At 37.8% G+C, this 25,163-nt stretch carries 21 protein-coding genes; 17 read left to right on the top strand and 4 right to left on the bottom strand.

Going from position 1 to position 25,163, the window contains the following annotated elements:
- Positions 1-55 precede the first annotated feature (55 nt).
- From NZD88_RS04500 to NZD88_RS04485, 4 genes are all read left to right on the top strand, one after another.
- Complete coding sequence (locus NZD88_RS04500) at positions 56-1,306, top strand: CinA family nicotinamide mononucleotide deamidase-related protein (RefSeq protein WP_259827757.1); 1,251 nt, start codon at positions 56-58, stop codon at positions 1,304-1,306.
- 85 nt (positions 1,307-1,391) lie between these two features.
- Entirely contained in the window at positions 1,392-4,790 is a 3,399-nt protein-coding gene (locus NZD88_RS04495) for a trifunctional glycoside hydrolase family 18/polysaccharide deacetylase/glycosyltransferase family 2 protein (protein ID WP_259827755.1), read from the top strand.
- Between the two features lie 78 nt (positions 4,791-4,868).
- Complete coding sequence (locus tag NZD88_RS04490) at positions 4,869-6,926, top strand: M13 family metallopeptidase (protein ID WP_259827753.1); 2,058 nt, start codon at positions 4,869-4,871, stop codon at positions 6,924-6,926.
- A gap of 337 nt (positions 6,927-7,263) precedes the next feature.
- A complete protein-coding gene (locus NZD88_RS04485) occupies positions 7,264-9,360 on the top strand; it encodes a M13 family metallopeptidase (protein WP_259827751.1) in 2,097 nt (698 codons plus the stop codon).
- Between the two features lie 64 nt (positions 9,361-9,424).
- On the opposite strand, the gene NZD88_RS04480 is transcribed toward NZD88_RS04485, so the two are convergent.
- Complete coding sequence (locus NZD88_RS04480; RefSeq protein WP_259827749.1) at positions 9,425-10,471, bottom strand: hypothetical protein; 1,047 nt, start codon at positions 10,469-10,471, stop codon at positions 9,425-9,427.
- A 543-nt stretch (positions 10,472-11,014) separates the two neighbouring features.
- Between NZD88_RS04480 and NZD88_RS04475 the strand changes: the two genes are divergently transcribed.
- The 10 genes from NZD88_RS04475 to NZD88_RS04430 all read left to right on the top strand — a co-directional run bounded on the left by NZD88_RS04475 (position 11,015) and on the right by NZD88_RS04430 (position 20,021).
- Entirely contained in the window at positions 11,015-11,461 is a 447-nt protein-coding gene (locus NZD88_RS04475) for a type VI secretion system contractile sheath small subunit (RefSeq protein WP_259827747.1), read from the top strand.
- Between the two features lie 21 nt (positions 11,462-11,482).
- Positions 11,483-12,844: a DUF5458 family protein gene (locus tag NZD88_RS04470; RefSeq protein ID WP_169236819.1), complete on the top strand. Its 1,362-nt coding sequence runs from the start codon at positions 11,483-11,485 to the stop codon at positions 12,842-12,844.
- Positions 12,845-12,909: 65 nt separating this feature from the next.
- Positions 12,910-13,383, top strand: a complete 474-nt coding sequence (locus NZD88_RS04465) for a hypothetical protein (RefSeq protein ID WP_259827746.1) — start codon at positions 12,910-12,912, stop codon at positions 13,381-13,383.
- A 152-nt stretch (positions 13,384-13,535) separates the two neighbouring features.
- Positions 13,536-14,570: an A/G-specific adenine glycosylase gene (mutY, locus tag NZD88_RS04460; protein ID WP_259827744.1), complete on the top strand. Its 1,035-nt coding sequence runs from the start codon at positions 13,536-13,538 to the stop codon at positions 14,568-14,570.
- Between the two features lie 44 nt (positions 14,571-14,614).
- Entirely contained in the window at positions 14,615-15,172 is a 558-nt protein-coding gene (gene gldD, locus NZD88_RS04455) for a gliding motility lipoprotein GldD (RefSeq protein WP_169236822.1), read from the top strand.
- A gap of 27 nt (positions 15,173-15,199) precedes the next feature.
- Positions 15,200-16,123, top strand: coding sequence for a PfkB family carbohydrate kinase (locus NZD88_RS04450; protein WP_169236823.1), 924 nt, complete (start codon positions 15,200-15,202; stop codon positions 16,121-16,123).
- 87 nt (positions 16,124-16,210) lie between these two features.
- Positions 16,211-17,575 (top strand): peptidylprolyl isomerase, encoded by a 1,365-nt coding sequence (locus NZD88_RS04445; RefSeq protein ID WP_169236824.1) that lies wholly within the window; start codon positions 16,211-16,213, stop codon positions 17,573-17,575.
- Positions 17,576-17,668: 93 nt separating this feature from the next.
- Positions 17,669-18,184, top strand: a complete 516-nt coding sequence (locus tag NZD88_RS04440; protein WP_259827740.1) for a hypothetical protein — start codon at positions 17,669-17,671, stop codon at positions 18,182-18,184.
- Positions 18,185-18,245: 61 nt separating this feature from the next.
- The gene (locus NZD88_RS04435) at positions 18,246-19,235 is read left to right on the top strand and encodes an NAD(P)H-dependent flavin oxidoreductase (protein ID WP_259827739.1); all 990 of its coding nucleotides are present in this window, start codon (positions 18,246-18,248) and stop codon (positions 19,233-19,235) included.
- A gap of 15 nt (positions 19,236-19,250) precedes the next feature.
- Positions 19,251-20,021, top strand: coding sequence for an alpha/beta fold hydrolase (locus NZD88_RS04430; protein ID WP_259827738.1), 771 nt, complete (start codon positions 19,251-19,253; stop codon positions 20,019-20,021).
- A 599-nt stretch (positions 20,022-20,620) separates the two neighbouring features.
- Here NZD88_RS04430 and NZD88_RS04425 read toward each other — a convergent pair.
- Both NZD88_RS04425 and NZD88_RS04420 read right to left on the bottom strand, forming a co-directional pair.
- Complete coding sequence (locus NZD88_RS04425) at positions 20,621-21,238, bottom strand: HD domain-containing protein (RefSeq protein WP_259827737.1); 618 nt, start codon at positions 21,236-21,238, stop codon at positions 20,621-20,623.
- A 26-nt stretch (positions 21,239-21,264) separates the two neighbouring features.
- Positions 21,265-21,564: a rhodanese-like domain-containing protein gene (locus NZD88_RS04420; protein WP_259827735.1), complete on the bottom strand. Its 300-nt coding sequence runs from the start codon at positions 21,562-21,564 to the stop codon at positions 21,265-21,267.
- Positions 21,565-21,741: 177 nt separating this feature from the next.
- Between NZD88_RS04420 and queG the strand changes: the two genes are divergently transcribed.
- The 3 genes from queG (at position 21,742) to NZD88_RS04405 (ending at position 24,379) form a co-directional block, all read left to right on the top strand.
- Entirely contained in the window at positions 21,742-22,686 is a 945-nt protein-coding gene (queG, locus tag NZD88_RS04415) for a tRNA epoxyqueuosine(34) reductase QueG (RefSeq protein ID WP_259828378.1), read from the top strand.
- 352 nt (positions 22,687-23,038) lie between these two features.
- Positions 23,039-23,722 (top strand): TIGR02117 family protein, encoded by a 684-nt coding sequence (locus NZD88_RS04410; protein ID WP_259827733.1) that lies wholly within the window; start codon positions 23,039-23,041, stop codon positions 23,720-23,722.
- 6 nt (positions 23,723-23,728) lie between these two features.
- Complete coding sequence (locus NZD88_RS04405; protein ID WP_259827732.1) at positions 23,729-24,379, top strand: murein L,D-transpeptidase catalytic domain family protein; 651 nt, start codon at positions 23,729-23,731, stop codon at positions 24,377-24,379.
- 156 nt (positions 24,380-24,535) lie between these two features.
- Here NZD88_RS04405 and NZD88_RS04400 read toward each other — a convergent pair whose 3' ends face one another.
- Positions 24,536-24,964 (bottom strand): cold-shock protein, encoded by a 429-nt coding sequence (locus tag NZD88_RS04400; RefSeq protein WP_169236679.1) that lies wholly within the window; start codon positions 24,962-24,964, stop codon positions 24,536-24,538.
- Positions 24,965-25,163: the final 199 nt, after the last annotated feature.

Below are 25,163 nucleotides of genomic sequence, written 5' to 3'. Positions count from 1 at the left end.
CGCAGCCACAGATTTTCCCGTCATTTGCAGGACATTTTCTTTTAAGAATTTATATATGGAAAAAGCTGTTCTGATTACTATCGGTGACGAAATCCTTTCCGGAAACACCGTGGATACCAATTCTAATTTTATTGCCACAGAACTTAAAAATATAGGCATACAGGTTATTCAGATCTTCACAATATCAGATGAAATCGATACCATTAAAAATACTTTAAAAGCTGCTTTTGAGATGGGTGACCTGATCATAACAACAGGAGGTTTGGGCCCGACAAGGGACGACAAGACCAAAAAAGCGCTGGCAGAATATTTCAATGATGAAATTGCACTGGATGAGGTGACCTTCAACCACCTTAAAAACTATATGGAAAGACGAGGACGTATTGATATCCTTGAAAGAAACAGAGAGCAAGCCTTCGTTCCTACAAAATCGATTGTTTTTCAAAATCATTTCGGGACCGCGCCTTGTATGATGATGGAGCAGGACGGGAAATTGTGTTTCAGTCTTCCCGGCGTTCCTTATGAAGTAAAACCGCTGGTTAGGGACCAGATCGTTCCTTATTTAAAAGACAAATTCAATCTTTATTATATCTATACCAGAATCGTTTCTGTGGTGGGAATTCCTGAGAGTATTCTTGCAGATACCATTGAAGACTGGGAACTTGCACTTCCTGAAAACCTTTCACTCTCATACCTTCCGGTAGGAACACGTGTAAAACTTAGATTGACAGCCTCAGGAGATGATGAATCAGCTTTGAAACAGCAGACTGAAGATGAAATTCAGAAACTTTTACCTTTGGTGAAAGAGCATGTCATTGCAGTCACCGAAGATAAAATTGAGAAGATTCTTTCGGAAATCCTTATTGAAAGAAACCTAACCATTTCGACAGCAGAAAGCTGTACCGGTGGTGAGCTGGCAAAAATGATCACATCTACTGCAGGAAGTTCAAAATATTTTATCGGAGGTATTATACCGTATGCCACAGAAAAGAAAATAGAGATTTTAAAAGTTTCTAAAGAAACCATAGACCAGTTTACCGTAGTCAGTGAGCAGGTGGCTGGTGAAATGGCAAGAGGATGCCAGAGATTATTCGGTACGGATATTTCCCTGTCCACAACAGGCGTTGCGGGCCCCGGAATGGGAGAGGACGGCAATGAAGTAGGAACTGTTTTCTACAGCATACGCATCAAAGACCAGGAAGTGATTTCAAAATTATACATGCCTCATTTGGACAGACTTGATTTCATGAATTTTGTTTCCCAGAAAATAATTCAGGATCTGGTAGGGCTTCTTATAAATACTTAGGAACCAGCTGTTTTTTAATTTTATTTTAATTAATATGAATGCTCTTTTTCACGGTTTTTGAGATCTATGTCATAAATTTCATAACGTGAAAGACTCAAAACAGATTTTTCAGACTGACAGTAAAAAACGCTGGAGAAGCGTACAGTGGGGAAGTCGTATTTTTATTTTCGTAGCTGTATTGCTCATTCTTGCCTTAGGGCTGATGATGAAACTGGAGAAAAGTCCGAAAATCCCGTTCAAAGAAGATTATAAAGCGGTAATAACAGCTAGTAAACCTTATCTTCAGGAAAATAAAATATCCAAAGAATACAAAGGTTTCAGGAGCTTTATTTCTGAAAAAACAATGCATACCAGTCTGGCTAAAATCCAGCAGGCAAGGGCAGAAAGACTCAAAAATCAAAACAGAAACTGGTCCCAGTTTCCGGGTGGGATCCGCTCGGCATTCTATGTAGCCTGGGATCCGCAGTCCCTGATGTCTCTGAAAAGAAATATCAGACATATCAACCTGGTTTTCCCCGAATGGTTTTTCCTTGATCCTAAAACGGGAGATTTAAAGACCAATATAGATCCGGAAGGTTACAAAATCATCAAAAGAACCGGCGTGGCAGCAATGCCTATTTTAAGTAATAACTCTGACCGGGAATTCCGTTCTGAAGGGCTTGGAAAAGTCCTCAAAGATCCTCAGAGAAGAACAAAGCTTATTCAGAAACTTACACAGCAGTGTCAGAAATTCCATTTTAAAGGAATCAACATTGACTTTGAAGATATGAACCTGGATTCTGATGAATATCTCATTGCCTTTATGAAAGAACTTTCAGAAACTTTTAAACAGAATAAACTGCTGGTTACCATGGATATCATGACAGATAATGATGATTACAATATCCGGAAACTGAATCCTTATGTAGATTATTTCATCCTGATGGCCTATGATGAATATGCCGCAGACAGCGATGCCGGGCCCGTTTCTTCACAAAAATGGATAGAGGAACAAACCGAAAAGATCCTCAAAAAAACAGCTCCCGAAAAAATAATTCTGGGATTGGGAGCGTACGGGTATGACTGGAGCACGAATAAAGATGACAACACATCTGTTACTTATATGCAGGCTATCACAAAAGCCAGCGCGAGTAAAGCGGTTATTAATTATGATGATAATACATTCGATTTAAATTACTCCTATACAGATTCCAAAAAAAACACCCACACCGTATTTTTCAACGATGCAGCCTCTATTTTCAATACCATGCGTTTTTCCTCCGAATATCCGCTGGCGGGAACTGCCGTTTGGAGACTGGGTAGTGAAGACAGCAGGATCTGGAATTTCTATGATAAAGATCTTACGTTGGCAGGTCTTCCTAAGTTTAATTTAAAAACGCTGGAAAATGTAAAAGGACAAACGATGGTAGACTACATCGGAGACGGAGAAGTACTGGATGTTTTGAATACGCCTCATGACGGAAAAATTGCCATGGAAATAGATCCAAAAGAAAAAATAATTACAGACGAGAACTATATCACCTATCCAAGTTCTTATGAAGTGAAAAAATATGGAGAAGCACCACAGAAAGAGCTGGTACTCACTTTTGATGACGGTCCGGATGAGACCTATACACCACAAATTTTGGATATCCTGTCAAAATACCATGTGCCTGCCGCATTTTTTCTTGTGGGGCTCAATGCTGAAAGAAATCTTCCGTTGGTTAAAAGAATTTACCGTGAAGGCCACGAAATCGGGAACCATACCTTCACCCACGAAAATGTAGCTAAAGTAAGCCCGGAAAGAGCGCTGCTGGAAATGAAACTCACAAGACTACTTATTGAATGCGTAACTGGCCACAGTACCATTCTGTTCAGAGCACCTTATAACGCAGATTCTGAGCCTACGACTTCTGAGGAAATTATTCCTGTGGCGTTGGCGAGACAGCAAAACTATCTGGATATTGGAGAAAGCATTGACCCCGAAGACTGGCAGCCCGGAATACGATCAGATGAAATCATTAAACGGGTCATGGCAGGAATAAAACAGGAGCGGGGAAATATTATCCTTCTGCACGATGCAGGTGGGGATACCAGAGAAGAGACCGTTAAAGCACTTAAAATTTTAATTCCGACGCTTCAGAAACAAGGCTATCATTTTACGAACCTTTCCAGTATTTTGCACAAAAACAAAAATGTACTGATGCCGGAAGTGCCTAAAACAAGATCGTATTATGTGATGCAGCTCAATTTGGTTCTCGCTACGGTAATTTATGGGATAAGCCATTTTCTGGTGGCACTTTTTGCCCTATTTATTGGTTTAGGTCTGATCAGATTGATGGTGATGATGTATTGGGCTTTTAAAGAAAGAAAAAGAGAAAAGTCACTGGGTGGTTTTCCTGTTTTGGAAACCTATCCTAAAGTATCCATCATTGTTCCTGCTTATAATGAAGAAGTGAATATTATTTCTTCCCTGAATAATTTATTAAAACAAACCTATCCAAACTTTGACATCATTATGGTGGATGATGGAAGTAAGGATTCAACATATAAAAAAGCAAATGAAGCATTTCCCAACCATCCAAAGCTGAGAATTTTCACCAAATCAAACGGTGGAAAAGCAACAGCCCTGAACTTTGGGATTGCCCAAACCGATGCGGAATATGTAGTCTGTATTGACGCAGATACTCAGCTTCAACACGATGCGGTAAAATATTTAATCGCAAGATTTTTAAATTCAGATCCTGCCGAAAAAATAGCAGCAGTGGCAGGCAATGTAAAAGTAGGAAACACCGTAAACTGGCTCACCAGATGGCAGGCGATTGAATATACTATCAGTCAGAATTTCGATAGATTGGCTTACTCCCACATCAATGCTATTACCGTAATTCCGGGTGCCATTGGAGCATTTAAAAAATCTGTAATCATTGAAGCAGGAGGATATTCTACTGATACTCTGGCAGAAGACTGTGATATTACAGTAAAGATTTTAAAGGCAGGATATACCGTTGCCAATGAAAACCGAGCTGTTGCCGTGACCGAAGCTCCTGAAAGTGTAAAACAATTTTTAAAACAACGCTTCCGCTGGACCTATGGTATTATGCAGATGTTCTGGAAACAACGCCAGACCTTCCTTAATCCGAAATACAAAGGACTTGGACTTTGGGCAATGCCGAATATTTTATTGTTCCAATACATCATTCCGTTCTTTTCACCTATGGCAGACGTGATCATGTTCTTTGGGATTTTATCAGGAAACGGCGGAAAAATATTCACTTATTATCTGATTTTCCTGTTGGTAGATGCCTCTCTGGCCCTGACTGCATTCATTATGCAACGTGAGAAATTGACAGGATTACTCTATGTGATTCCTCAGAGGTTCGGCTACAGATGGCTGATGTATATCGTATTATTCAGAAGCTTAAGAAGAGCATTGAAAGGGGAAATACAATCCTGGGGATTTTTAAAAAGAACAGGAAATGTAAAAGAAATAACGGCTTCCTAATATTTGTTTAAATTTGTTATTGGTGGAAAGTAACAAAATACAAAAAAAACAGACATATCATATAAATTTGCTATCATAATGAAAAAACTAACGCTTTCTTTGTTTTTATTGGCAGGAGTTTGCTCACTGAATACCGTGAACGGACAGACTAAAGCCGTGAAAACAGCAGTTAACAGCACCGATAAAGGCTTAGATATGAGCCTTATGGACACTTCTGTACGTCCGCAGGATGATTTTTATAACTACGTAAGCGGAACTTGGATGAAAACAGCCAAAATTCCGTCTGATAAGCCAACTTGGGGTAGTTTCAACAAACTGGCTGAAGATACAGACAACAACTCAATGACTATTTTGAACTCTCTTCTGAAAGATAAATTTGCAGACGGAAGCGAGGGTAAAAAAATTCAGGATCTGTATGCTTCCTATATGAATATGGAGAAGAGAAATGCAGATGGAATCAAACCTATTCAGGATAACCTGAACAAAATTGAGGCAATCAAAAATCTTACTGATCTTCAGAACTATTTGATTTCTGTAACTAAAGATGGTGAAAATACCTTATATGGATGGGGTGTAGATGCAGATCTTAAAGATTCTAAAATGAATGCCGTTTACTTAGGTAACGCTTCTTTAGGTCTGGGAAGAGATTACTATCAGAAGGTCAACGAGAAAAATACAGAAGCTATTGCTGAATATCAGAAATACGTAGCTTCTATGCTTACTGAGCTAGGCTATAAAAATGCTGACGCAGCTGCAAAAGGAATCGTTGATTACGAAAAAAGTATTGCACAAACTTATCTTACAAACGAGCAGAGCCGTGACAATACGCTTCAATACAACCCAAAAACGATGGCTGAGCTTTCAACATTGGTAAAAGGGGTGGATATTCCAGCTTATCTTAAAAAAGTTGGGGTAAGTACAGATAAAGTGATCATCGGAGAAATCGGATATTACAAGAACTTTGATAAATTAGTCAATGCTCAGAATCTTCCTGTAATCAAGGATTATTTAAAATTCCACATGATTCACGGAAGTGCATCTTACTTAAGTGAGAAACTGGGAAATATGAGATTTGGTTTCTATGGCAAATATTTAAGAGGCCAGCAGGAGCAGAGAGCATTGAACAAAAGAGGTTTTGAATTGATCAATGGTTCTCTTGGTGAGGCTTTCGGTAAATTATACGTTGAAAAATATTTCCCGGCTGAAGCAAAAGCTCAGATGGTGGAATTGATCGATTATTTAAAGAAAAGCTTCGCAGTTCACATCAATAACTTAGCGTGGATGTCTTCTACAACGAAAGAAAAGGCAATGACTAAACTGAACAAGTTTACCGTAAAAGTTGCTTATCCGGATAAATGGAAAGATTACTCAAAATTAGAGATCACTCCTGAAGCTAAAGGCGGAACTTTATACAAGAACCTTCAGAATGTAGCGGCTTGGCAGTACAATAAAGACTTAGCAAAAATCGGTAAAGCTGTTGATAAAACAGAGTGGGGTATGACTCCACAAACGGTTAATGCTTATTATAACCCGGTGAACAACGAAATCGTTTTCCCAGCTGCTATCCTTCAGCCTCCTTTCTTTAATCCTAAAGCTGATGCTGCCGTGAATTTCGGAGGAATCGGAGCCGTTATCGGTCACGAAATGAGCCACGGATTTGATGATTCAGGAGCTCAGTTTGATGCAGACGGAAACTTAGTAGACTGGTGGACGCCGGAAGATAAGGCCAACTTCGAGAAAGCAACAAAAGCTCTTGCTGCTCAGTATGACAAATACGAGCCGGTAAAAGGTACTTTCGTAAACGGTACTTTCACCAACGGTGAAAATATCGCTGACTTAGGAGGTGTGAATATCGCTTACGATGCGCTTCAGATGTACTTAAAAGATAAAGGAAATCCAGGGAAAATCAGCGGATTCTCTCAGGATCAGAGATTCTTCTTAAGCTGGGCAACCGTTTGGAGAACTTTATCAAGTGAAAAATATATGGTGAACCAGGTGAAAACTGACCCGCATTCTCCGGGATATTTCAGAAGCTTTGGTCCGTTAATCAACGTTGATGCTTTCTATAAAGCATTTGATGTGAAAAAAGGAGACAAACTATACAAAACTCCGGAAGACAGAATCAAAATCTGGTAAACATAACAAACCGTTCAGCAATGAGCGGTTTTTGTTTTCTTAGGGAGTAGGTTGCAGATGTTAGGTTGCAGGTAGTAGATGCGAGTTTCGGGTGATGAGGTTTCGAGATACGGAGTATTGGGATTTGGAGTACAAGTTGTGGGTTGTTAGTAGCCAGTAGCTAAGTCATTCTGATTTCTAAATTACTTTAAAACTCTAAACCCCTCAAACCCTACCACCCTCATACTCGAAACCCCGCATTCCACTACTAACTCTTCATCATTTATCAATTATCCTTAATCACTTATTATTAAAGTTCGTATATTTGGTTAGTTTGTAGACAATCAAAATTTTTTTAATGAAAAAGCTAAATATTGGAATACTTGCCCTTTCCGGCATTGTATTTTTAAACTCATGCGGAACGGCTAAAACTGTAGGTACAGAAACAAAAACTGAAACTACGGCTGTCGTTGCAGAACCTGTGAAAGAAGAAGTAAAAGAGGAGGGGATCAATTTATCTTATATGGATAAAAGCGTTCGCCCGCAGGATGACTTTTTTAGCTATGTGAACGGAAATTGGGTGAAAACTACTCAGATTCCTTCAGATAAAGCTAGCTGGGGTTCTTTCAATGCTTTGAGAGAGAATGTAGATGATGCTTCTCTGGATATTTTGAACAAAATTTTATCCGAAAGTTATGCCGAAGGATCAGAAGGACAGAAGATCCAGAATCTGTATGCATCTTTCATGGATGTCAATAAAAGAAATGCAGATGGATTGGCTCCTATTAAAGGAGATCTGGCAAAAATTGAGGCTATCAAAAACCTTAATGATCTGCAGAAATACCTTCTTGAAGCAACAAAATTAGGCGACAATTCTTTCTACGGATGGAGAGTGAGCGCAGATATGAAGAATTCTAAAATGAATGCGGTGTATCTTGGCGGTCCAGATCTTGGATTGGGAAGAGATTACTATCAGAAAGTAAATGATGCCAATACTAAAACTTTAGCAGAATATCAGACTTATGTAGGAAAGTTATTTGGAGTTTTAGGACATAAAAATGCATCGCAGGCTGCCCAAAATGTTGTAACATTTGAAAAACAGCTTGCCAACTACCTGTTGACGCTTGAGCAGAACAGAGATGCCAATTTGAGATACAACCCTAAAAATGTAACTGAGCTTTCAGGATTGGTTAAAAATGTTAATCTGGCTAAATACCTGAAGGATGCAGGGGTAAATACAGATAAAGTGATCATCGGTGAGCTGAAATATTATCAGAATATGGATCAGTTCGTCACTGAAAAGAACCTTCCGCTTCTGAAAGATTATTTGAAATATCATTTAATTAACGGTAATGCAAGTAACCTGAATGACAGTTTAGAACAGATCAGATTTGATTTCTATTCAAAATATCTTCAGGGCCAGAAAGAACAGCGTCCGATGGACAAAAGAGGACTTACTCTTGTAAACGGTGTTCTTGGTGAGGCTTTCGGTAAATTATATGTTGAAAAATATTTCACGCCTGAAGCAAAAGCTCAGATGGAGACCTATATAGATTATATCTTAAAATCATTCAAAACACATATCAATGATATGGACTGGATGTCTCCGGCTACCAAAGTTAAAGCTCAGGAAAAGCTTTCTAAATTTACAGTAAAGATCGCTTATCCGGACAAGTGGAAAGATTATACCCAATTAAAAGTGGAATCTCCAAAACAAGGAGCAACATTATATTCCAATCTTCAGAATGTATCTGCGTGGCAGTATCAGAAAAGCCTTGACAAAGTAGGAAAACCGGTAGACAAAACAGAATGGGGAATGTCTCCACAAACTGTAAACGCTTATTACAGCGGATCTAACAACGAGATTGTTTTCCCGGCGGCCATTCTTCAGCCTCCTTTCTATAACCCTAAAGCTGATGCTGCTGTCAACTTCGGAGGGATCGGTGCGGTCATCGGACATGAGATCTCTCACGGATTTGATGACAGTGGTTCACGTTTTGACGGTGATGGAAATCTTAACAACTGGTGGACAGATGAAGACCGTAAGAACTTTGACGCAAAAGTAGGACAGCTGGCTGCTCAGTACAGTGCTTACGAACCGGTAAAAGGAAGTTTTGTGAACGGTAAATTTACAAGCGGTGAAAATATCGGCGACCTTGGTGGAGTAGCTGTGGCTTATGACGCCCTTCAGATGTACTTAAAAGATAAAGGAAATCCGGGGAATATCAGCGGATTTACTCAGGATCAGAGATTCTTTATGAGCTGGGCAACCGTGTGGAGAACAAAAGCTACCGACCAGTATATGATCAACCAGGTGAAGACAGATCCGCACTCTCCGGGAGTGTTCAGGGCATTCGGTCCGCTGGTTAATCAGGATGCATTCAACAAAGCATTCGATATAAAGCCTGGTGACAAAATGTACAAAGCGCCTCAGGACAGAATAAAAATTTGGTAGAATAACCAAAAATTGTTAGAAAAGAAAGAATCCGTCTCAACTTCATGTGAGATGGATTCTCTTTTTAATAGGCTTTCTTATAATTCCGGAGAACAAACTTTATTCCGGTTTCTATAATGTCTCCCATGGTTTTACAATATTTGAAATTGACATCGTAGGTAAGTCTTTGTAAAGCTGTTTTTAGCTCTGTAACATTAGCTTCCGGTGCAATATTTTCTTTTTTCATAATAGAAATAAGCTCATCGAATCTGTTTTGGCTACTGGTCACTCTTTTTACAATTTGTGAACGTACTTCTTTACGATACTGTTCTATAGAATTAGGCTTCAGTTTTTCCAGTACCATACTAACCATTTGGCTGTTTTCTTTGAAATATTGAGGAAGATAAACTTTCAAATTCCCTTCATAACTCTGCTGATCAAAATCGATAGGGCGGATTCTGTAAATAACCTGATCAAAATCGTGTATCGGAATAATAACATAATTATAAGAGCGCATGTCACCAAGCAGCCCAATGAGGCAACGTTCATTGAATTTTACAAATTCCTTGGAAATTTGTGCCTTTTCCGATTCTGTACAGTTGTGTAAATGTTTCTGAATGAAAACATCTCCGGGAATTCCTAAAATATGCTCTTCTATCAGGGTGTTTTTGTAAATCAGAAAATTGATCCGGTTAGGAGAAAGAAGGTCTTCTATTTCCAGTCCGTATATCCGTGAAGCATCAGCCTGTTTAATATAGAAATTGGTATAATTGTCATTCAGAATATTTCTCACCCGAATTCGAAAAGGTTTAGAGTTTCCGAAGGTACAGAAATCGATCGTGTCCACTTTTAGATAAGGTAAAGTAGCCTCATCCCCGTCGGAATGAAGAAGAGTATAAATCTTATTTAAATTAGCCTCTATTTCTTTAAACTCATATTCAGAATACAATACACCGAGCCACAAAGTATCTTTGCCCTCCTTATCCAGAATATTCACACTGTCACTGAATCTTAGCAGGTCTTCATACAGAAACTGAATCTTAGTCGTTCTGTTATGTTTTTCCAGATACTGCTCTAATGCTTCTGAAACAGGATATATGGGTTTTCTAAACGCGATCTTTACATCTTTCATAGCTCTGTTTACTTTATTTAAATAGTATCTGAGTTCGTAATGAGACCTCCTTATTTTAATAGTGGTCAGGAAGTTTGAAACTACTTTGTTCCTAGCAGTGTGTTACCCTTGTCAAGGTTTCCAACCTTGACAAGGGTAAAATCCGTAATTTCCGCCCTCTCTTTTCAGTCTTATAATCTAAATTTTCTTATTCCGAACTCAGGTTAAATATAGAGAATATTTTTTCCCCACGTCGGAGGAATTCCTATTTTAACACGTGTTTGATGTTTTTTTATAAACGCAAAATGCACCAGGATTTTATTTTATCTCCTTATGGTTTATTTTTATTTATTTTTTCATAGTTTAGTGATATCGTAAAGTCATGATTTTACGGCATATATATAATGGGTTAAATTAAATATTTCAAGAAAAATCTTGACAAAATTTTGTATGTTACAGTTTTTTTTTAAATTTAAACATTGGATTGGTAATTTATTTGATTCATCGGTAAATTACTCAAAGACAGATCCAAACCAAAATCAACAATCTCAAAATAACAATAATATGGCAATGTTTAATTATGGTGTTGGCGGCAACGAGGTAAAAGTAGACGCTAATGAAGCTATTCAGGAAATACAGGAGAACAAATCGCTGATAGTGAGCCAGCTTACTACAGAAGAATCTTATACCCCTGAAATCATCACAGGATTAAAGTCAGTAGACGATGTCTTCAGACATTTTCAGCCTTCTGTCGCTGTACAGCACGAAACAGAAGATGGAGGTGTAGTAGAAGAAGAATTCCGTTTTCAGAATCTTGCAGACTTCACCCCTAAAAATCTTACTCAGAAATCAGACTATTTGCAGCAGCTTAGCATGGAACAGGAGCAGTACAATAAAATCGTACGTCAACTGAAGACCAACAAAATTCTGCGTAATATGCTTGAGAACGACCAGACCAGAGCTGCATTCATCGAAGTATTGAAAGATGTGGCACAAGAACTTGAAAAATAACCATTTACACTAAATCAAATCATGGATAGCAAATTACAGGCACAAGAAAGCCAACAGCAGGGTCAGCAGCAACACTCAGGGCAGCCGAAAGGCAACCCGCTTGCAGAGCTTAATAAAATGGGAGGTTTTGGCTTTGTTGAATCCGTTGTAGACGGTATCGCCAATATGAACCCTACTAGAAAAGCCAGGAAAGAAATTTTCCTGACAGATAGTAATAAAACAGACGAAAGAAAAGAACTTCTTCAAAAAATAAACCTTTGGGTAAGCCTTTTGGAAGGGAATGAATCTGCAGATAAAATGGCGGATACCTGCAAAACGAAAGCGCAGGCAGCCGATCAGAATTTAAAAACCAATCTGAAAAATACACTTGACTCAGTACGTTTGTTGGAAACCAACTACAGAACTGTAGCCCAATTCTATAAAAATACAGAATTGGATAAAGTGGATAACGTAAGCATCGTTAATGCAAGCCTTGAACAGGTTTCCGATCTGGATAATCCTTTATTCATCGATGCTATTTCTGAAGAATTCAAAAATTATTACGACCGTTTGGATCTTAGAGACAACTATTCTATCCTGGCAATCCCTGGATATTTAGGGTCAAATAAAGTCATTGAAAAATGGGCAAAGATCTGTAACGAGAATAAAGTAATGATGGTCACCGATTTCGCCAACCTTGATAAGCCGGATGATGTTGTAGACTTATTCCACTCTGCAAACCTTACAGGAGGTGAGCTACACAGAAGTAACGTGATTATGACGTGTAACTGGCTTGTAGGGAGAGGAAGAGCTGAAGAAGTAGGAGAAGAAGACAACGTAGAGCTTCCACCATCCACTTCATTAGCTGGAAAGATCCACAAAACACTGATGTCTCAGGTAGCAGCAGGTAAAAAACACGGGAACATCAACGAAGTAGACGCTGTAAAATTCGAATTGAAGAAAAGTGAAATTTCTCAGTTAGAAAAAATGGGTCTTGTTCCAATGGTTAACGAATATGGAAAGATCATGGCATTCTCTGCTAAAACGTTGTTTACAGGGGATAATATCGGTCTTCAGACTTATTCGGTAGTACGTGTATTTGATTATGTAACTAAAGTTTTACTGGACTTCCTGAACAGAAGAGCTTTCGAAAACTGGAATGCCAAGAATGAAGATGATCTGAGAAGACAGATCGTAACATTCCTTGATAATATCAAAGGTCCGGATAAATTGATCGAAAAGTTCAAAATCGTTCGTTTCGAGCAGGACAAAACAAATAAAGACAGAGTATGGCTTGATATCCGTATGACCCCTTATTTCCCTACAAAAAGTTTCGTTATTAAATTAGACGGACACAAAGGAGATGATGGTAACGAATGGGATGCACAATACACTCAGGAATAATAAGAACCTAATTTTAAATAATAAAACCGATGCATTTTTTCATCGGTTTTTTACTGCCAATTCATATGAAAATTAATGTAATCAAAAAAAGTTTAAGCTTCTTCCTGCCTGTACTCCTGCTGATTGTATTATCGGGATGTGAAAAAAAATACAAGGAACCGGATCATTATGCAGTGGATCTTTTTAAAGACGAACGTCAGGAGGGGAAAGCTTACATTATGAACAAAGAAGAATGTTTTGACGACAGCGAGCTGGTTATTGCAAGTTCAAGTGTAAAACTGACAGATAGCTCAAAAGGAAGAGGAAAAACGTTCTTTCTTTACAAAGTAAGAGACGGAAAAATGTTGAAAACAATAAGGGACTCAGTAGTAGATTATCCATTCACATTCCTGTCTGATCAAAGACTTAAACTTAAAAATGACTCCATCTATCTTTACCTGAAAAAACTCGAAGGCTACCGTTTTATTGCCGCGGAAAGAAATCTTAAATATCAGTGGTTGAAAGCAGCTCCGGTATATTCCGTTAAAAAGGATAAATAATTTTATCTTTGTGGGACGGGAAGTGAAGTTGTATCAAATTTTTGAATGATATGATAAAAATATACTTCGACTCCGCTCAGCATGATAATCTACAGTCATCCTGATGCAAGGCAGTTAAGAACTCCCGGAATCATTAAAACAGACAAAGATTTTTGGAAAAAGATAATAAAAGTTCAGATTTTCTTCATATTGGAAACAAACTCCTGGGTTGGTACGGAAAAAATGCAAGAGATCTGCCTTTCAGACAGACAAAAGACCCTTACAAGATATGGATCTGTGAAATTGTATTTCAGCAGACCAGGATCAGTCAGGGACTGAATCATTACAACAACTTCATTAAAAGATTTCCGGACGTTAAAACTCTGGCCGATGCTGAAGAAAATGAAGTACTGCTTTATTGGAAAGGACTTGGATACTATTCACGGGCTATTAATATCCATAAAGCTTCACAACAGATCATGAATGACTATCATGGTACGTTCCCTGCGGATTATGATGAAATCTTAAAATTAAAAGGCGTAGGAAAATATACTGCAGCTGCCGTTTCAAGCATCTGCTTTGGAGGCAGAATGCCAGCCGTTGATGGCAATTTTTACAGGGTTTTAAGCCGCATTTTTGCTGATGATTTCGATATTTCCAACTCCAGAGCTTTTTCCTATTTCTCTCAGCTTGCCACATTGGTGATGCCTGAAAATGTTGGAGATTTTAATCAGGCTATGATGGATCTTGGCTCAGAGATCTGTAAGCCTAAAAATCCTCTGTGTGGTGAATGTCCCGTGAACGATGACTGCCTTGCATTCTCTCTTGAAAAAACATCAGATTATCCTGTCAAAACAAAAAAAGTAAAAACAGAAGATCTGGCTTTGACCTATTATTTTGTCCACAGACACGGGCAGTTTTTGATTCAGCAAAGGAAAGATGACTTCATCTGGAAGAAATTATTTGAGTTTCCGCCAACCATTTCTGCTGAGCTGGAACCATTTATAAGAAATGTAAAAACAATTACCCATAAACTTACCCATAAGAATCTGACTATTGAAATTTCAAACGTTGAGGTTCATTCAGAAGAGGTCTGGGACCGTTTTATCGCACAAAATAAGTATATCATTACAGACTTTGAAGGCTCTCATGATAAATCTTTTCCCAAGCCTTTGGAAAACTACATCCAAAACTCACTGAAAGACTGAAATTTGTCTCCCAAAATCTAAAATCTAATTTGTACTTTTGCAAAATGATAAAAAACGTCATTTTTATTTTTGTGTCACTGCTTTTAATTTCGTGCGGAAAAGATCATGTTCCAAAACCTTACGGGGAACTGCGTCTGGAATATCCGGAACCGAAATATCATAAGTTTGAAAATAACTGTGCCTATACCTTCGAATATTCAGATTTTGCATCCATTACCGATGCTAAAAAGCCGTGCTGGTACTACATCAACTACCCAAAAATGAAAGCAAAACTTTTTGTAACATATTATCCGATACAGAATGACTTTGCAGACCATATCAAAGAAACTGAGAAAATGGTCTATGAGCATACCGTAAAAGCAAGCTCCATAGATACCAAGTCATTTGAATATCCTGATAAAAGTGTTTACGGGAATTTCTATGAACTGAAGGGGCAGACTGCTTCCAATCTTCAATTTTACATTACAGACAGTACGAAACACTTCGTGACTGCTTATTTATACTTTAATACAAGACCGAAACCAGATTCTTTGGCCCCGGCAGTAAACTATATCAAAAATGATATGAAACATCTGCTGGACACTTTTGAATGGAAAAAATAATTGACTTTAAAATACATTGAAAAATATATGAAACTTTTAGTTGTAGGAAGCGTTGCATTTGATGCGATCGAAACACCATTTGGTAAAACGGATAAAATTTTAGGAGGTGCAGCCACTTATATCGGCATCACTTCATCTATTTTAGGTGTTAAATCCGGTATTGTTTCTGTTGTTGGAGGAGATTTCCCACAGGAGCACCTTGATATGTTCACAGACAGAGGTGTAAATATTGAAGGCATTGAGATCGTAAAAGAAGGAAAAACATTCTTCTGGTCAGGAAAATACCATAATGATCTAAATACCAGAGATACTTTGGCTACAGAAGTGAATGTTTTAGAGAATTTTGATCCGAAAATTCCAGATTCTATGCAGGATGCAGAAATCCTTTTGCTTGGAAACCTACACCCGGGTGTTCAGTTATCCGTATTGGAAAAAATGAACAACCGTCCTAAATTGGTTATCCTTGATACCATGAACTTCTGGATGGATTCAGCCTGGGATATCTTAATGGATATGATTGCTAAAACAGACGTTATTACAATCAATGATGAAGAGGCAAGACAGCTTTCCGGAGAATATTCTTTAGTAAAAGCAGCTAAAAAGATCCACACAATGGGTCCTGACTATGTGATCATCAAAAAAGGAGAGCATGGAGCTTTGCTTTTCCACGACAGTAAAGTATTTGCTATCCCTGCGCTTCCATTGGAAGAAGTTTTCGATCCTACCGGAGCAGGAGATACTTTTGCAGGAGGTTTTGCAGCGTATCTTGCTAAAAAAGGAAAGGTTGATTTCGAAACGATGAAGTCTGCTTTGATCGTAGGTTCTGCGATGGCTTCTTTCACCGTTGAAAAATTCGGAACAGAAAGACTGGAAGAAGTAAAAGAATCTGATATGTTCGACAGATTAAGACAATTCAAAGAATTAACGACATTCGATATCGAACTGCAATAAATAAGTCTTTTTAAGAAATATTTATAATAAAAAATTTAGACTAATTCGTTAAGAATTCTAAATTTGCAACTTGTTTAAAATAGTAAAATGACAAATAAACTAAAAATCACTTTTCTTCTTGGGATTTTCATGATGATATTCTCTTCAAACATGAATGCTCAGCTAAAACCAGGAGAGTTAGTGGATGGTATTGCTGCTGTTATCGGTGATGAAATTGTTTTGGAATCAGATGTGAATGAGCAGATGAATTATGCCAAACAGCAGGGAGCCTCTGAGACTGACAAATGTGAGTTCCTTGAAAACCTGATCAGCAACAAACTTCTTGTATACGAAGCAAAAAAAGATACATTGATTGAAAACCGCTCTGCTGCCATTAAAGAGCAGGCGAATGCAAAATACCGTCAATTGCTTTCTCAATTCCCGGACGAAAAGACAATGCTTACAGCATATAAATTCAGAAACGGGTTTGAAATGAAAAACGCTATCGAAAAGATCGATATCGACCAGTATTACGGACAGGCAAAATATCAGCGTATCACTGAAAAGGCAGATGTAACACCAAATGAGGTGACAGACTTCTATAACCTCTACAAAATGCAGCTTCCGCAAGTAAAGGATGAAATTTCTTTAGCTCAGATCATGATGTATCCTAAATTGACAGAAGCTCATAAGGAAGATCTTATCAAAAGATTAAAGAAGATTAAGCAGGATATTGCAGGTGGAGAAACTTTCGAAAGCCAGGCAAGGATTTATTCTGAAGATGAGGGATCTGCCGCGAACGGAGGATTGTATAAAAACATCTACAAAGGACAAATGGTGAAGCCATTTGAAGCGGCGGCATTAAACCTTCAGGAAAATGAAATCTCAGATCCTATTGAATCTGAATTCGGGTATCATATTATACAGCTGATTAAAAAATCAGGGAAAGTATATGACGCAAGACATATTTTACTGAAAGCGACTCCTACTGATGACGAAATTAAAACGGCAAAAGTAAAATTAGACAGTATCAAAGGTCTTATCGTAGCCGGTAAGATTACATTTAAAGATGCTGCTTTTAAATTTTCAGATGATAAGAAAACGAAGTTCAATGCAGGAGTGATTGCAGGAGCGGACGGTTCTGATAAAATTGAAAGAGAAAGTATCCCGGGATCTATCAGTTATGAACTGGCTGGTCTGAACAAAGGAGATATTACTTCTGCTTTCGAAGATGAAGACAATAAAAGAAAAGTCGTTAAGATCATCAAGCAGGAAGATGTGATTCCTGCCCACCAGATCACAATGGAAACAGATTACAACAGAATCAAGCAGATGGCGCTTAATAAAAAGCGTAATGAAATGATTGAGAAGTTTGTCAACTCTAAACTACCGACAACCTTTATATCGATTGACGGACGTTATGATAACTGTAAGTTCAAAGCGAACTGGAAAAAAGAATCAATCAAAAAATAAATAGTGAACCTTCAGAATTTCTGAAGGTTTTTTTATTTAAATGCACATATCATCTTTCTAAAAAAATTATATTTAGATCATAAATGTAAATCAATGGATGAACTTTTTTATAAGCAGAAATTTCAGGAAGCTGTTGACACAATTTCTGGTAAAGAATTTGATGATGCAGGACTTCGACTGTCCGTACATGTTATACTGGAATCTGTTGCTTTAAAAATATATAAGCCTGAATGGTCCAGTAATGCAAAATCCCCGATTGATGCTTCAGGCAGAATCTTTTTTTCGGTTTGGGTTAATGAAAAAACAACCCGGGAAGGCAGATTATATTACAATATCCATGCATTGAAACTGAGGAATCTGAGGAATCTGAAAGGGTATACAATACCGGCCAGAGATTTTGCCGAAAAATTTAGAATACGTTTTGAAAACGACCGGACCAATTGGGAGAATGTGAACCTAAAATATGGTCCCCTGACTTTAATGGAAGGCTGGGTTGAATTAAAACCTGATCATATCCAGGATGACCTGCACAAGCTGGCTCATCGTTTTTTAACAGTAAGCCCGATGATAGATGAAGTACTGAATAATTATCGTTTAAAACCATCGTAGATATCAATAATTTTACTCAACTTTTAATGACTGAAAACCGTTGTTTTTAGTATTTTTACGCATGAGCAATTTTATAGATTTCAATTCAGCAAAAAAACTTCACGACATGAAGACAGGTCAAAATAGAATTACAGAGCTTTTTAATATACAATATCCTATTATTCAGGCCGGAATGATCTGGCATTCAGGTTGGAAATTAGCTTCGGCGGTTTCTAACTGCGGAGGATTGGGAATCATAGGGGCAGGAAGTATGTATCCTGATATCCTGAGAGAAAATATTCAGAAATGTAAAATGGCTACAGATAAGCCTTTTGGGGTTAATGTACCCATGCTATATCCTAATCTTGAGGAGATCATCCAGATTATTCTTGAAGAAGGCGTAAAGATTGTTTTTACGTCCGCAGGAAATCCAAAGACTTATACAGAAACCCTTCAGAAAGAAGGTATAAAAGTGGCCCATGTAGTTTCATCCACAAAATTTGCAATGAAATGCGAAGAGGCCGGAGTAGATGCTGTCGTAGCGGAAGGTTTTGAAGCAGGAGGACACAACGGAAGAGATGAAACCACCACTTTCTGCCTGATCCCGAATGTGAAAAACCACATTTCCAAGCCTTTGATTGCAGCCGGAGGAATTGCCCTCGGCTCACAGATGAAAGCGGCCATGATTTTAGGAGCTGACGGAGTACAGATAGGTTCACGTTTCGCGGCCACCGTAGAAGCAAGTGCCCATGAAAACTGGAAAAAGAAAATTACAGAATTAAACGAAGGCGATACCCATCTTACTTTAAAAGAACTGGCCCCCGTAAGGATGGTTAAAAACAAATTCTTTGGCGAACTGGAAGACATATACCAGTCCGGAAGAGATAAAGAGGCTTTGATAGCTTCATTAGGCCGGGCAAGAGCAAAACGCGGAATGTTTGAAGGTGATATGGAAGATGGTGAGCTTGAAATAGGGCAGGTTTCTGCTTTAATCAATGATATACTGCCGGTAGAAACTGTTTTCAGTAATTTACTTAGGGAATTTGAAGAAGCAAAGGTACCTGCACTGTAATGTAGGCTTGAATCAATGGAAGAGAGAGTAATTGAAGTAAGAGGCCAAAAACTTTATACAGCATACAACAACTCATTGGAAGGAAAACCTGTTATTGTTTTTCTGCATGATTCCTTTGGCTGTACGCAGCTTTGGAGAGATTTTCCGGTGAAACTGTCGGAAGCTACAGGTTGTAATGTTCTGGTTTATGACAGGCTGGGGTATGGAAAATCCTGTCCAATGCTTACTCACGAAAGACCAGTTAATTATATGGAATTGGAAGCAGATCTGTTGAATGATCTGCTGATGCAACTTAATATCAACAATGCCATTCTGTTCGGACACAGTGACGGTGGAACCATTGCGCTGATAACAGCAGCAAAGTATCCGGAAAGAGTAAAAACTGTCATCTGTGAAGCAGGACATATTTTTGTAGAAGAAGTTACATTAAAAGGAGTCTATGATGCCTGGGATGCCTACAGAACGACCAATCTGGCTGAACGTCTGCAGAAATACCACGGTGATAAAGTAGAAATGCTTTTCAAAGCCTGGACAGAAACCTGGACCCGCGATGACTACAGAAGCTGGAATATAGAATCCCTTTTAAAAAATATACAATGCCCCTTACTGTTCATTCAGGGGGAAACTGATGAATATGGAACCCTTGATCAGGTTGAAAAAACAGTTTCTCAGGTAAGCGGACCTTCAGAAAAATATATTATTCCCAGCGTAGGGCACACACCTCATAAAGAAGTTCCTGAACTGGTTCTCAAAAAGGCAGCAGACTTTGTTAAACAATACAGTTGATTACTGAATAATCACATGATAAAAGCATCTTAAAAATAAGGTGCTTTTTTGTTTCTCCAACATTTTTACTAAGCCTTGACTGAATTTTATGTGTACAGATTTGAGATAAATTAAGCTGTTTGTATGAAATATACACATTATTAAAACGGGCAGATCCTTTTTTCAGCGTTATTTAATACGGATTGACACGACCTGTGTATTCCTGTTTGTATAGTTTTTAGCGAAAATCAAAAAATGAATAATTTACATTCTTAATAAATTATAAATCCATTCCTACGAAACTTTAAAAAATATTTAACTGCGTTTAAATCGATAAGAGGTCAGTAAAAGGTTGATTTTTCCAGGATTTATCAGGAGGAAAATTACACAAAATACACAATGGAAATCACGGTAAAGTGATATGAGTATTTGTATTTTTGAAATATAAAATGGTGATGCAGGAGATTCTAAAAACAAAATTTTGAGAAAAAATGTCCATAAAAAATTAAGAAAGATTTCGATTAATCTTTATTGACGAAATGTGAAATAGTTGTGTTTGAAATGGATGCTTTGGAAGGAGGTGCGGCTTTTGCTGCATCTCTTTTTTTTGTTTTTGATATTCACAGAAGCTTAAGCTCAGTGGCTATATTTTCCTTTGCCTTAATCTCATACTTTTCCTGAAACTCATGGGTTTTAAAAATACTTTCAAGTTCCAGAAAATGCCTGAGCACCTTTTTCCTTCCGGGCTTGTAAAGCAGATCAGGATAAATGGAATACTCCTTTCTGATTTTCCGGGTATAATCCAGATAAACAGCCCAATCTTTTCCAAGAATGGAAAGATCTGAATCCAAAAGATAATTCGTATCTCTATCGTCAGATTTTTCGTGTGCTTTTGTAGCTAAAATCTGTTTGGTGATTTTTGAAACCGTATTTTTATCTAAACCCATCTGTTGAAGCCTGTCTTCAGCATATAATGCACTATTTTCTTCATTGGATTTTGACGAAGCATTATAAATAATGTCGTGATAAAAAACAGAAAATGAAACAGCAGCAAAATCTTCAATACCGCTTTTTACAGTTTCCAGTTCACGGAACATATTTTCGAGATGGAAAAGATCATGATAATGCCGGCCTTTTTTAGAGTACTTTGTTTCAATTTCCTGCCAAAAGCTGCTGATAAGATCCTGGTCTTTCGAAAAAGTAAAACAAAGATCTGTAAATCTTTCCTTTAGATTCATAGTGGGTGAAAATAAAAAAAGGAACTTTAAAAAGTTCCTTGATTTGCTTCTAGTACTGCTTTCAGGTCAGCCCAGCCTCCGCCGTTATGACCGTCTTTCAAGCCTTGTCCGTTAAGATATTCCAATGCTTTTCCGCTTCTGTTTCCACTTCTGCAGAATAAAATTACAGGCTTTTCAACAGATAAGATTTCTTCTTTTCTGTCTTCTACTTCACCCAGAGGAATATTTTTAGCGCCATCTATATTTCCGTCCATTTCAAGCTCCATTGGCTCACGGACATCGATCAATTCATAATTTCCTGACTGTATAACTTCTATTAAAGACATAACTGTTTAATTTTAGATTAAAAAAAATAAGAACGAAAATACGCAATTTTTTCCTGAAAAAACTCTTTATCAAAACTTAAATTTTCACAAAAATGCCTTAAAATTTTGAGCTGATGAGCTCTAGAATTGAAAAGCAGAAGATTGATAAATTAATCTTAATTTTGCAAGGTGAAAATTCTGAATTCCAGTGCCGAAAAATATTCCCAACTTATCAAGTCCAAAGCAGATCGTTTTGGGTTTCAGAGTTGTGGGATCTCGAAAGCAGAATTTTTAGAAGAAGATGCACCGAATCTCGAAAAATGGCTTAAAAATAATTTTCATGGCGAAATGAAATACATGGAAAACCATTTTGACAAAAGACTAGACCCCAGGTTGCTTGTGGAAGGTTCAAAATCGGTTATCTCACTTTCTTACAACTACTTTCCAAAAGAAAAAATTTCAACTTTGGAGAACTACAAAATCTCCAAATATGCCTACGCAGAAGACTATCATGAAGTGGTGAAAGAAATTCTCCGTGAAATGGTTTCAGAACTTCAGGAAGAAATAGGAGAGTTTGGATTCCGGGTATTCGTGGATTCTGCACCGGTCATGGAAAGGAGCTGGGCCAGAAAGTCGGGAATAGGATGGGTAGGAAAAAATGCCAATCTCATCACAAAACAGAACGGTTCTTTCTATTTTCTGGCTGAAATCATCTGTGATCTGGAGCTCGTTCCCGACCATGCCACGACAGACCACTGTGGAACCTGCAGAAAGTGTATCGATGCATGCCCTACAGATGCTATTGTTTCAGAAAAGATCATTGATGGAAGCCGCTGTATCTCTTACGCGACCATAGAACTCAAAAATGAAATTCCGGATTATTTCAAAGACAGAATGGAAGACTGGATGTTCGGCTGCGATATATGTCAGGATGTATGTCCGTGGAACCGGTTTTCTGCCCCAAATAAACAAAACAGATTTGTCCCGAACGAATCGTTGAAAAATTTCAAAAAAGAGGAATGGAAAGAAATTACTCAGGAAATATTCTCCGAGATCTTCAGAAAATCTCCTGTGAAGAGAACAAAATTTGCAGGTCTGAAGCGGAATATCGAATTTTTAGAACGTTCTTCAGATCAACTTTAGGATAAATTTTTGGTGACGAATCCTTATTTGGAATTTTTTAGTTCCAAAACTTGGTGGATAACTGTCCATCCCTTAAGCTGTACGTCTTAAGGAGGATAAGATCTAATTCAATAAGAACCTTTTGAAAACTTTTCCTAAAAAGAAAAATTGACTTTCATGAGATAAAAAATCCCATAGAAAATCAACGTTTTTTTTGTACTCTTTTTGGAGCAATTTTCACTCTTACTTTAAATCTTTTTTGTGATTTTACATTTTTACGCATATTTGTGAATATTTCGTAACTAAATTTAATCATTTTTTCGATTAAAACAAATACTTTTACGGAAAATTGAAGATTAAATTGTATTAAAACATGACTGCGAAAATTGTATTGGTATATATCCTGAAAATCATGGGAATTATTTTGGGAATTGTGGTGCTCTATATTATTTTGGGGCTTGTGCTGCCACTCATAGAAGTTTCTTCAGATGACGACGGACAGCCGAAAGATATCCCGATCTATATTTATACAAACGGTGTGCATACCGATATCGTAATGCCTGTGAAAAATAATCTTCAAGATTGGGGAGCAAAAGTTCCGTTTTCCAATACCAAATCAAAAAGTACTGATTATAATTATATAGGAATAGGCTGGGGTGATAAAAGTTTTTATCTTGATACCCCAACGTGGGCAGATTTAAAGGCTTCCACCGCTCTTAAAGCTGCATTCTGGCTCAGCGATTCTGCGATGCACTGCTCTTATTACAAAACGATGAAAGAAGGTGAGGACTGCAAAATGATCATGATCAGCAGAGACCAGTATAAAAATCTGGTCAAATTTGTTGAAGATAAATTTGATAGAGATCAGAACGGAAATTTTATCGTGATTCCTACTAATGCTGTTTATGATGTGAACGATGCATTTTATGATGCTAAAGGTACATACAGCTTCCTTTATACCTGCAACACCTGGGCAAACGATGCTCTGAAGGCAGCAGGGCAGAAAGCAGCCTTGTGGACACCTTCTGATTTTGGTATTTTCAGACACTATAAATAATTTTCAATGAAGCTGGTCACCTTAATTTTGGTTATTCACCTTGTATTTTCGTGCACTAAAGAACGTAACGAAAGCAATCGGGTTGCGGAAATTTCGACAGAAAAAGTAGAAAAAAGACCCGAAGTGAATATTTCTGAAGTTGCGGATAAAGCAGAAGAAGCTTTACAATTCTGTGTTTCAAAAAAACTCAGTACAGATTTCTGTATTCTGATCGATATGAGCCTTCACTCAGGAGTAAAGAGGTTTTTTGTGTGGGATTTTAAAACGAAGTCGGTGATCAGGAAATATCTTGTAGGGCATGGCTGTGGTGTAAATTCATGGAGTCGTGACGACTCCAAAGACCATCCGAAGTTCAGCAATGAAGACGGAAGCCATCTTTCGTCCTTGGGGAAATATAAACTGCAGGGAAGGGGGCATAGTGAATGGGGGATTAATATAAAATATTTAATGCATGGTCTGGAGGAAACAAACAGCAATGCGTTGAAAAGATATATTGTTTTTCATTCATGGGACCAAATGAGTGACGACGAAGTTTTTCCAAAAGGTTCTCCGGAAGGCTGGGGTTGCCCCACGGTTTCCAATAACGCTATGAAAGAAATTGATCCACTCATTCAAAAGGCTGGGAAGCCTGTTCTGATGTGGATTTATAATGAATAGCAAAGGTGAATGACATTCATCATTTAAAAACGTATTCCCATCCGGTTCTGGATTGAATTTTTACGATAAAAGCCGCCCCAAAGGACGGCTTTCTTTATTGTTTTTACAAAATCTGCAGTTATAAACAGATCTGTTATAGTAAAGCTAAAGCTCTGATTATTTAACCAATTCGATATTAACCGCAGAGAATCCTTTCGGAGATTTTTCTTTCTCGAAAGACACCTTGTTCCCCTTTTTAACTGGGTGTGAACAGCTGTTGTTGTGAAAGAAAACATTTTCCTTGCTGTTGTCTTCAGTAATGAAGCCATATCCTTTCTCGCTGTGGAAGGTGATGATTCCTGTCTTTCTGAGTTCTTCCTCCATAATTGGAGCTGCACCAAGCTGAATCTCATCAATGTTTACTTCCTGTCTTTCTCTGCCTTCAGGCGGTGTAGAGGTAAGTCTTCCGAATTCATCTACATACATGAAAACATCTTCCGAACCTTTGTTGTTGTTCGTTTTACGATCTTCGCGTCTCAGCGCTTTTTCTTTTTGCTTTTGAATTTTTTTCTTGAAATTTTCTTTTTTAGAAAAAGAGTCTGCCATAAATTATTCTAGTATTTAATTTTATATTGTAATAGTTGTTAATCTGATCTGCCATGTGCTATGTAAAGCCCGCAGTCGTCCGTCTGTTCTTCTTTATGAAATGAAATGTCGAAAGCAGTTTGTTTTTGGCCGTTCATCAGGAAAAGAAGTGGTTTTAAAAAATGAGGCATCTGAAAAAGCGGGAACTGATAAGAAAGAA

Source organism: Chryseobacterium pyrolae (assembly GCF_025153485.1).
Lineage (GTDB): Bacteria > Bacteroidota > Bacteroidia > Flavobacteriales > Weeksellaceae > Chryseobacterium > Chryseobacterium antibioticum.
This window is presented reverse-complemented; position numbering and strand designations above follow the sequence as displayed.

Coding starts and splice junctions, on each gene's coding strand:
- NZD88_RS04500 (WP_259827757.1), top strand. CDS start 56: ATGGAAAAAGCTGTTCTGATTACTATCGGTGACGAAATCCTTTCCGGA.
- NZD88_RS04490 (WP_259827753.1), top strand. CDS start 4,869: ATGAAAAAACTAACGCTTTCTTTGTTTTTATTGGCAGGAGTTTGCTCA.
- NZD88_RS04485 (WP_259827751.1), top strand. CDS start 7,264: ATGAAAAAGCTAAATATTGGAATACTTGCCCTTTCCGGCATTGTATTT.
- NZD88_RS04480 (WP_259827749.1), bottom strand. CDS start 10,471: ATGAAAGATGTAAAGATCGCGTTTAGAAAACCCATATATCCTGTTTCA.
- NZD88_RS04475 (WP_259827747.1), top strand. CDS start 11,015: ATGGCAATGTTTAATTATGGTGTTGGCGGCAACGAGGTAAAAGTAGAC.
- NZD88_RS04470 (WP_169236819.1), top strand. CDS start 11,483: ATGGATAGCAAATTACAGGCACAAGAAAGCCAACAGCAGGGTCAGCAG.
- NZD88_RS04465 (WP_259827746.1), top strand. CDS start 12,910: ATGAAAATTAATGTAATCAAAAAAAGTTTAAGCTTCTTCCTGCCTGTA.
- gldD (WP_169236822.1), top strand. CDS start 14,615: ATGATAAAAAACGTCATTTTTATTTTTGTGTCACTGCTTTTAATTTCG.
- NZD88_RS04450 (WP_169236823.1), top strand. CDS start 15,200: ATGAAACTTTTAGTTGTAGGAAGCGTTGCATTTGATGCGATCGAAACA.
- NZD88_RS04445 (WP_169236824.1), top strand. CDS start 16,211: ATGACAAATAAACTAAAAATCACTTTTCTTCTTGGGATTTTCATGATG.
- NZD88_RS04440 (WP_259827740.1), top strand. CDS start 17,669: ATGGATGAACTTTTTTATAAGCAGAAATTTCAGGAAGCTGTTGACACA.
- NZD88_RS04435 (WP_259827739.1), top strand. CDS start 18,246: ATGAGCAATTTTATAGATTTCAATTCAGCAAAAAAACTTCACGACATG.
- NZD88_RS04430 (WP_259827738.1), top strand. CDS start 19,251: ATGGAAGAGAGAGTAATTGAAGTAAGAGGCCAAAAACTTTATACAGCA.
- NZD88_RS04425 (WP_259827737.1), bottom strand. CDS start 21,238: ATGAATCTAAAGGAAAGATTTACAGATCTTTGTTTTACTTTTTCGAAA.
- NZD88_RS04420 (WP_259827735.1), bottom strand. CDS start 21,564: ATGTCTTTAATAGAAGTTATACAGTCAGGAAATTATGAATTGATCGAT.
- NZD88_RS04410 (WP_259827733.1), top strand. CDS start 23,039: ATGACTGCGAAAATTGTATTGGTATATATCCTGAAAATCATGGGAATT.
- NZD88_RS04405 (WP_259827732.1), top strand. CDS start 23,729: ATGAAGCTGGTCACCTTAATTTTGGTTATTCACCTTGTATTTTCGTGC.
- NZD88_RS04400 (WP_169236679.1), bottom strand. CDS start 24,964: ATGGCAGACTCTTTTTCTAAAAAAGAAAATTTCAAGAAAAAAATTCAA.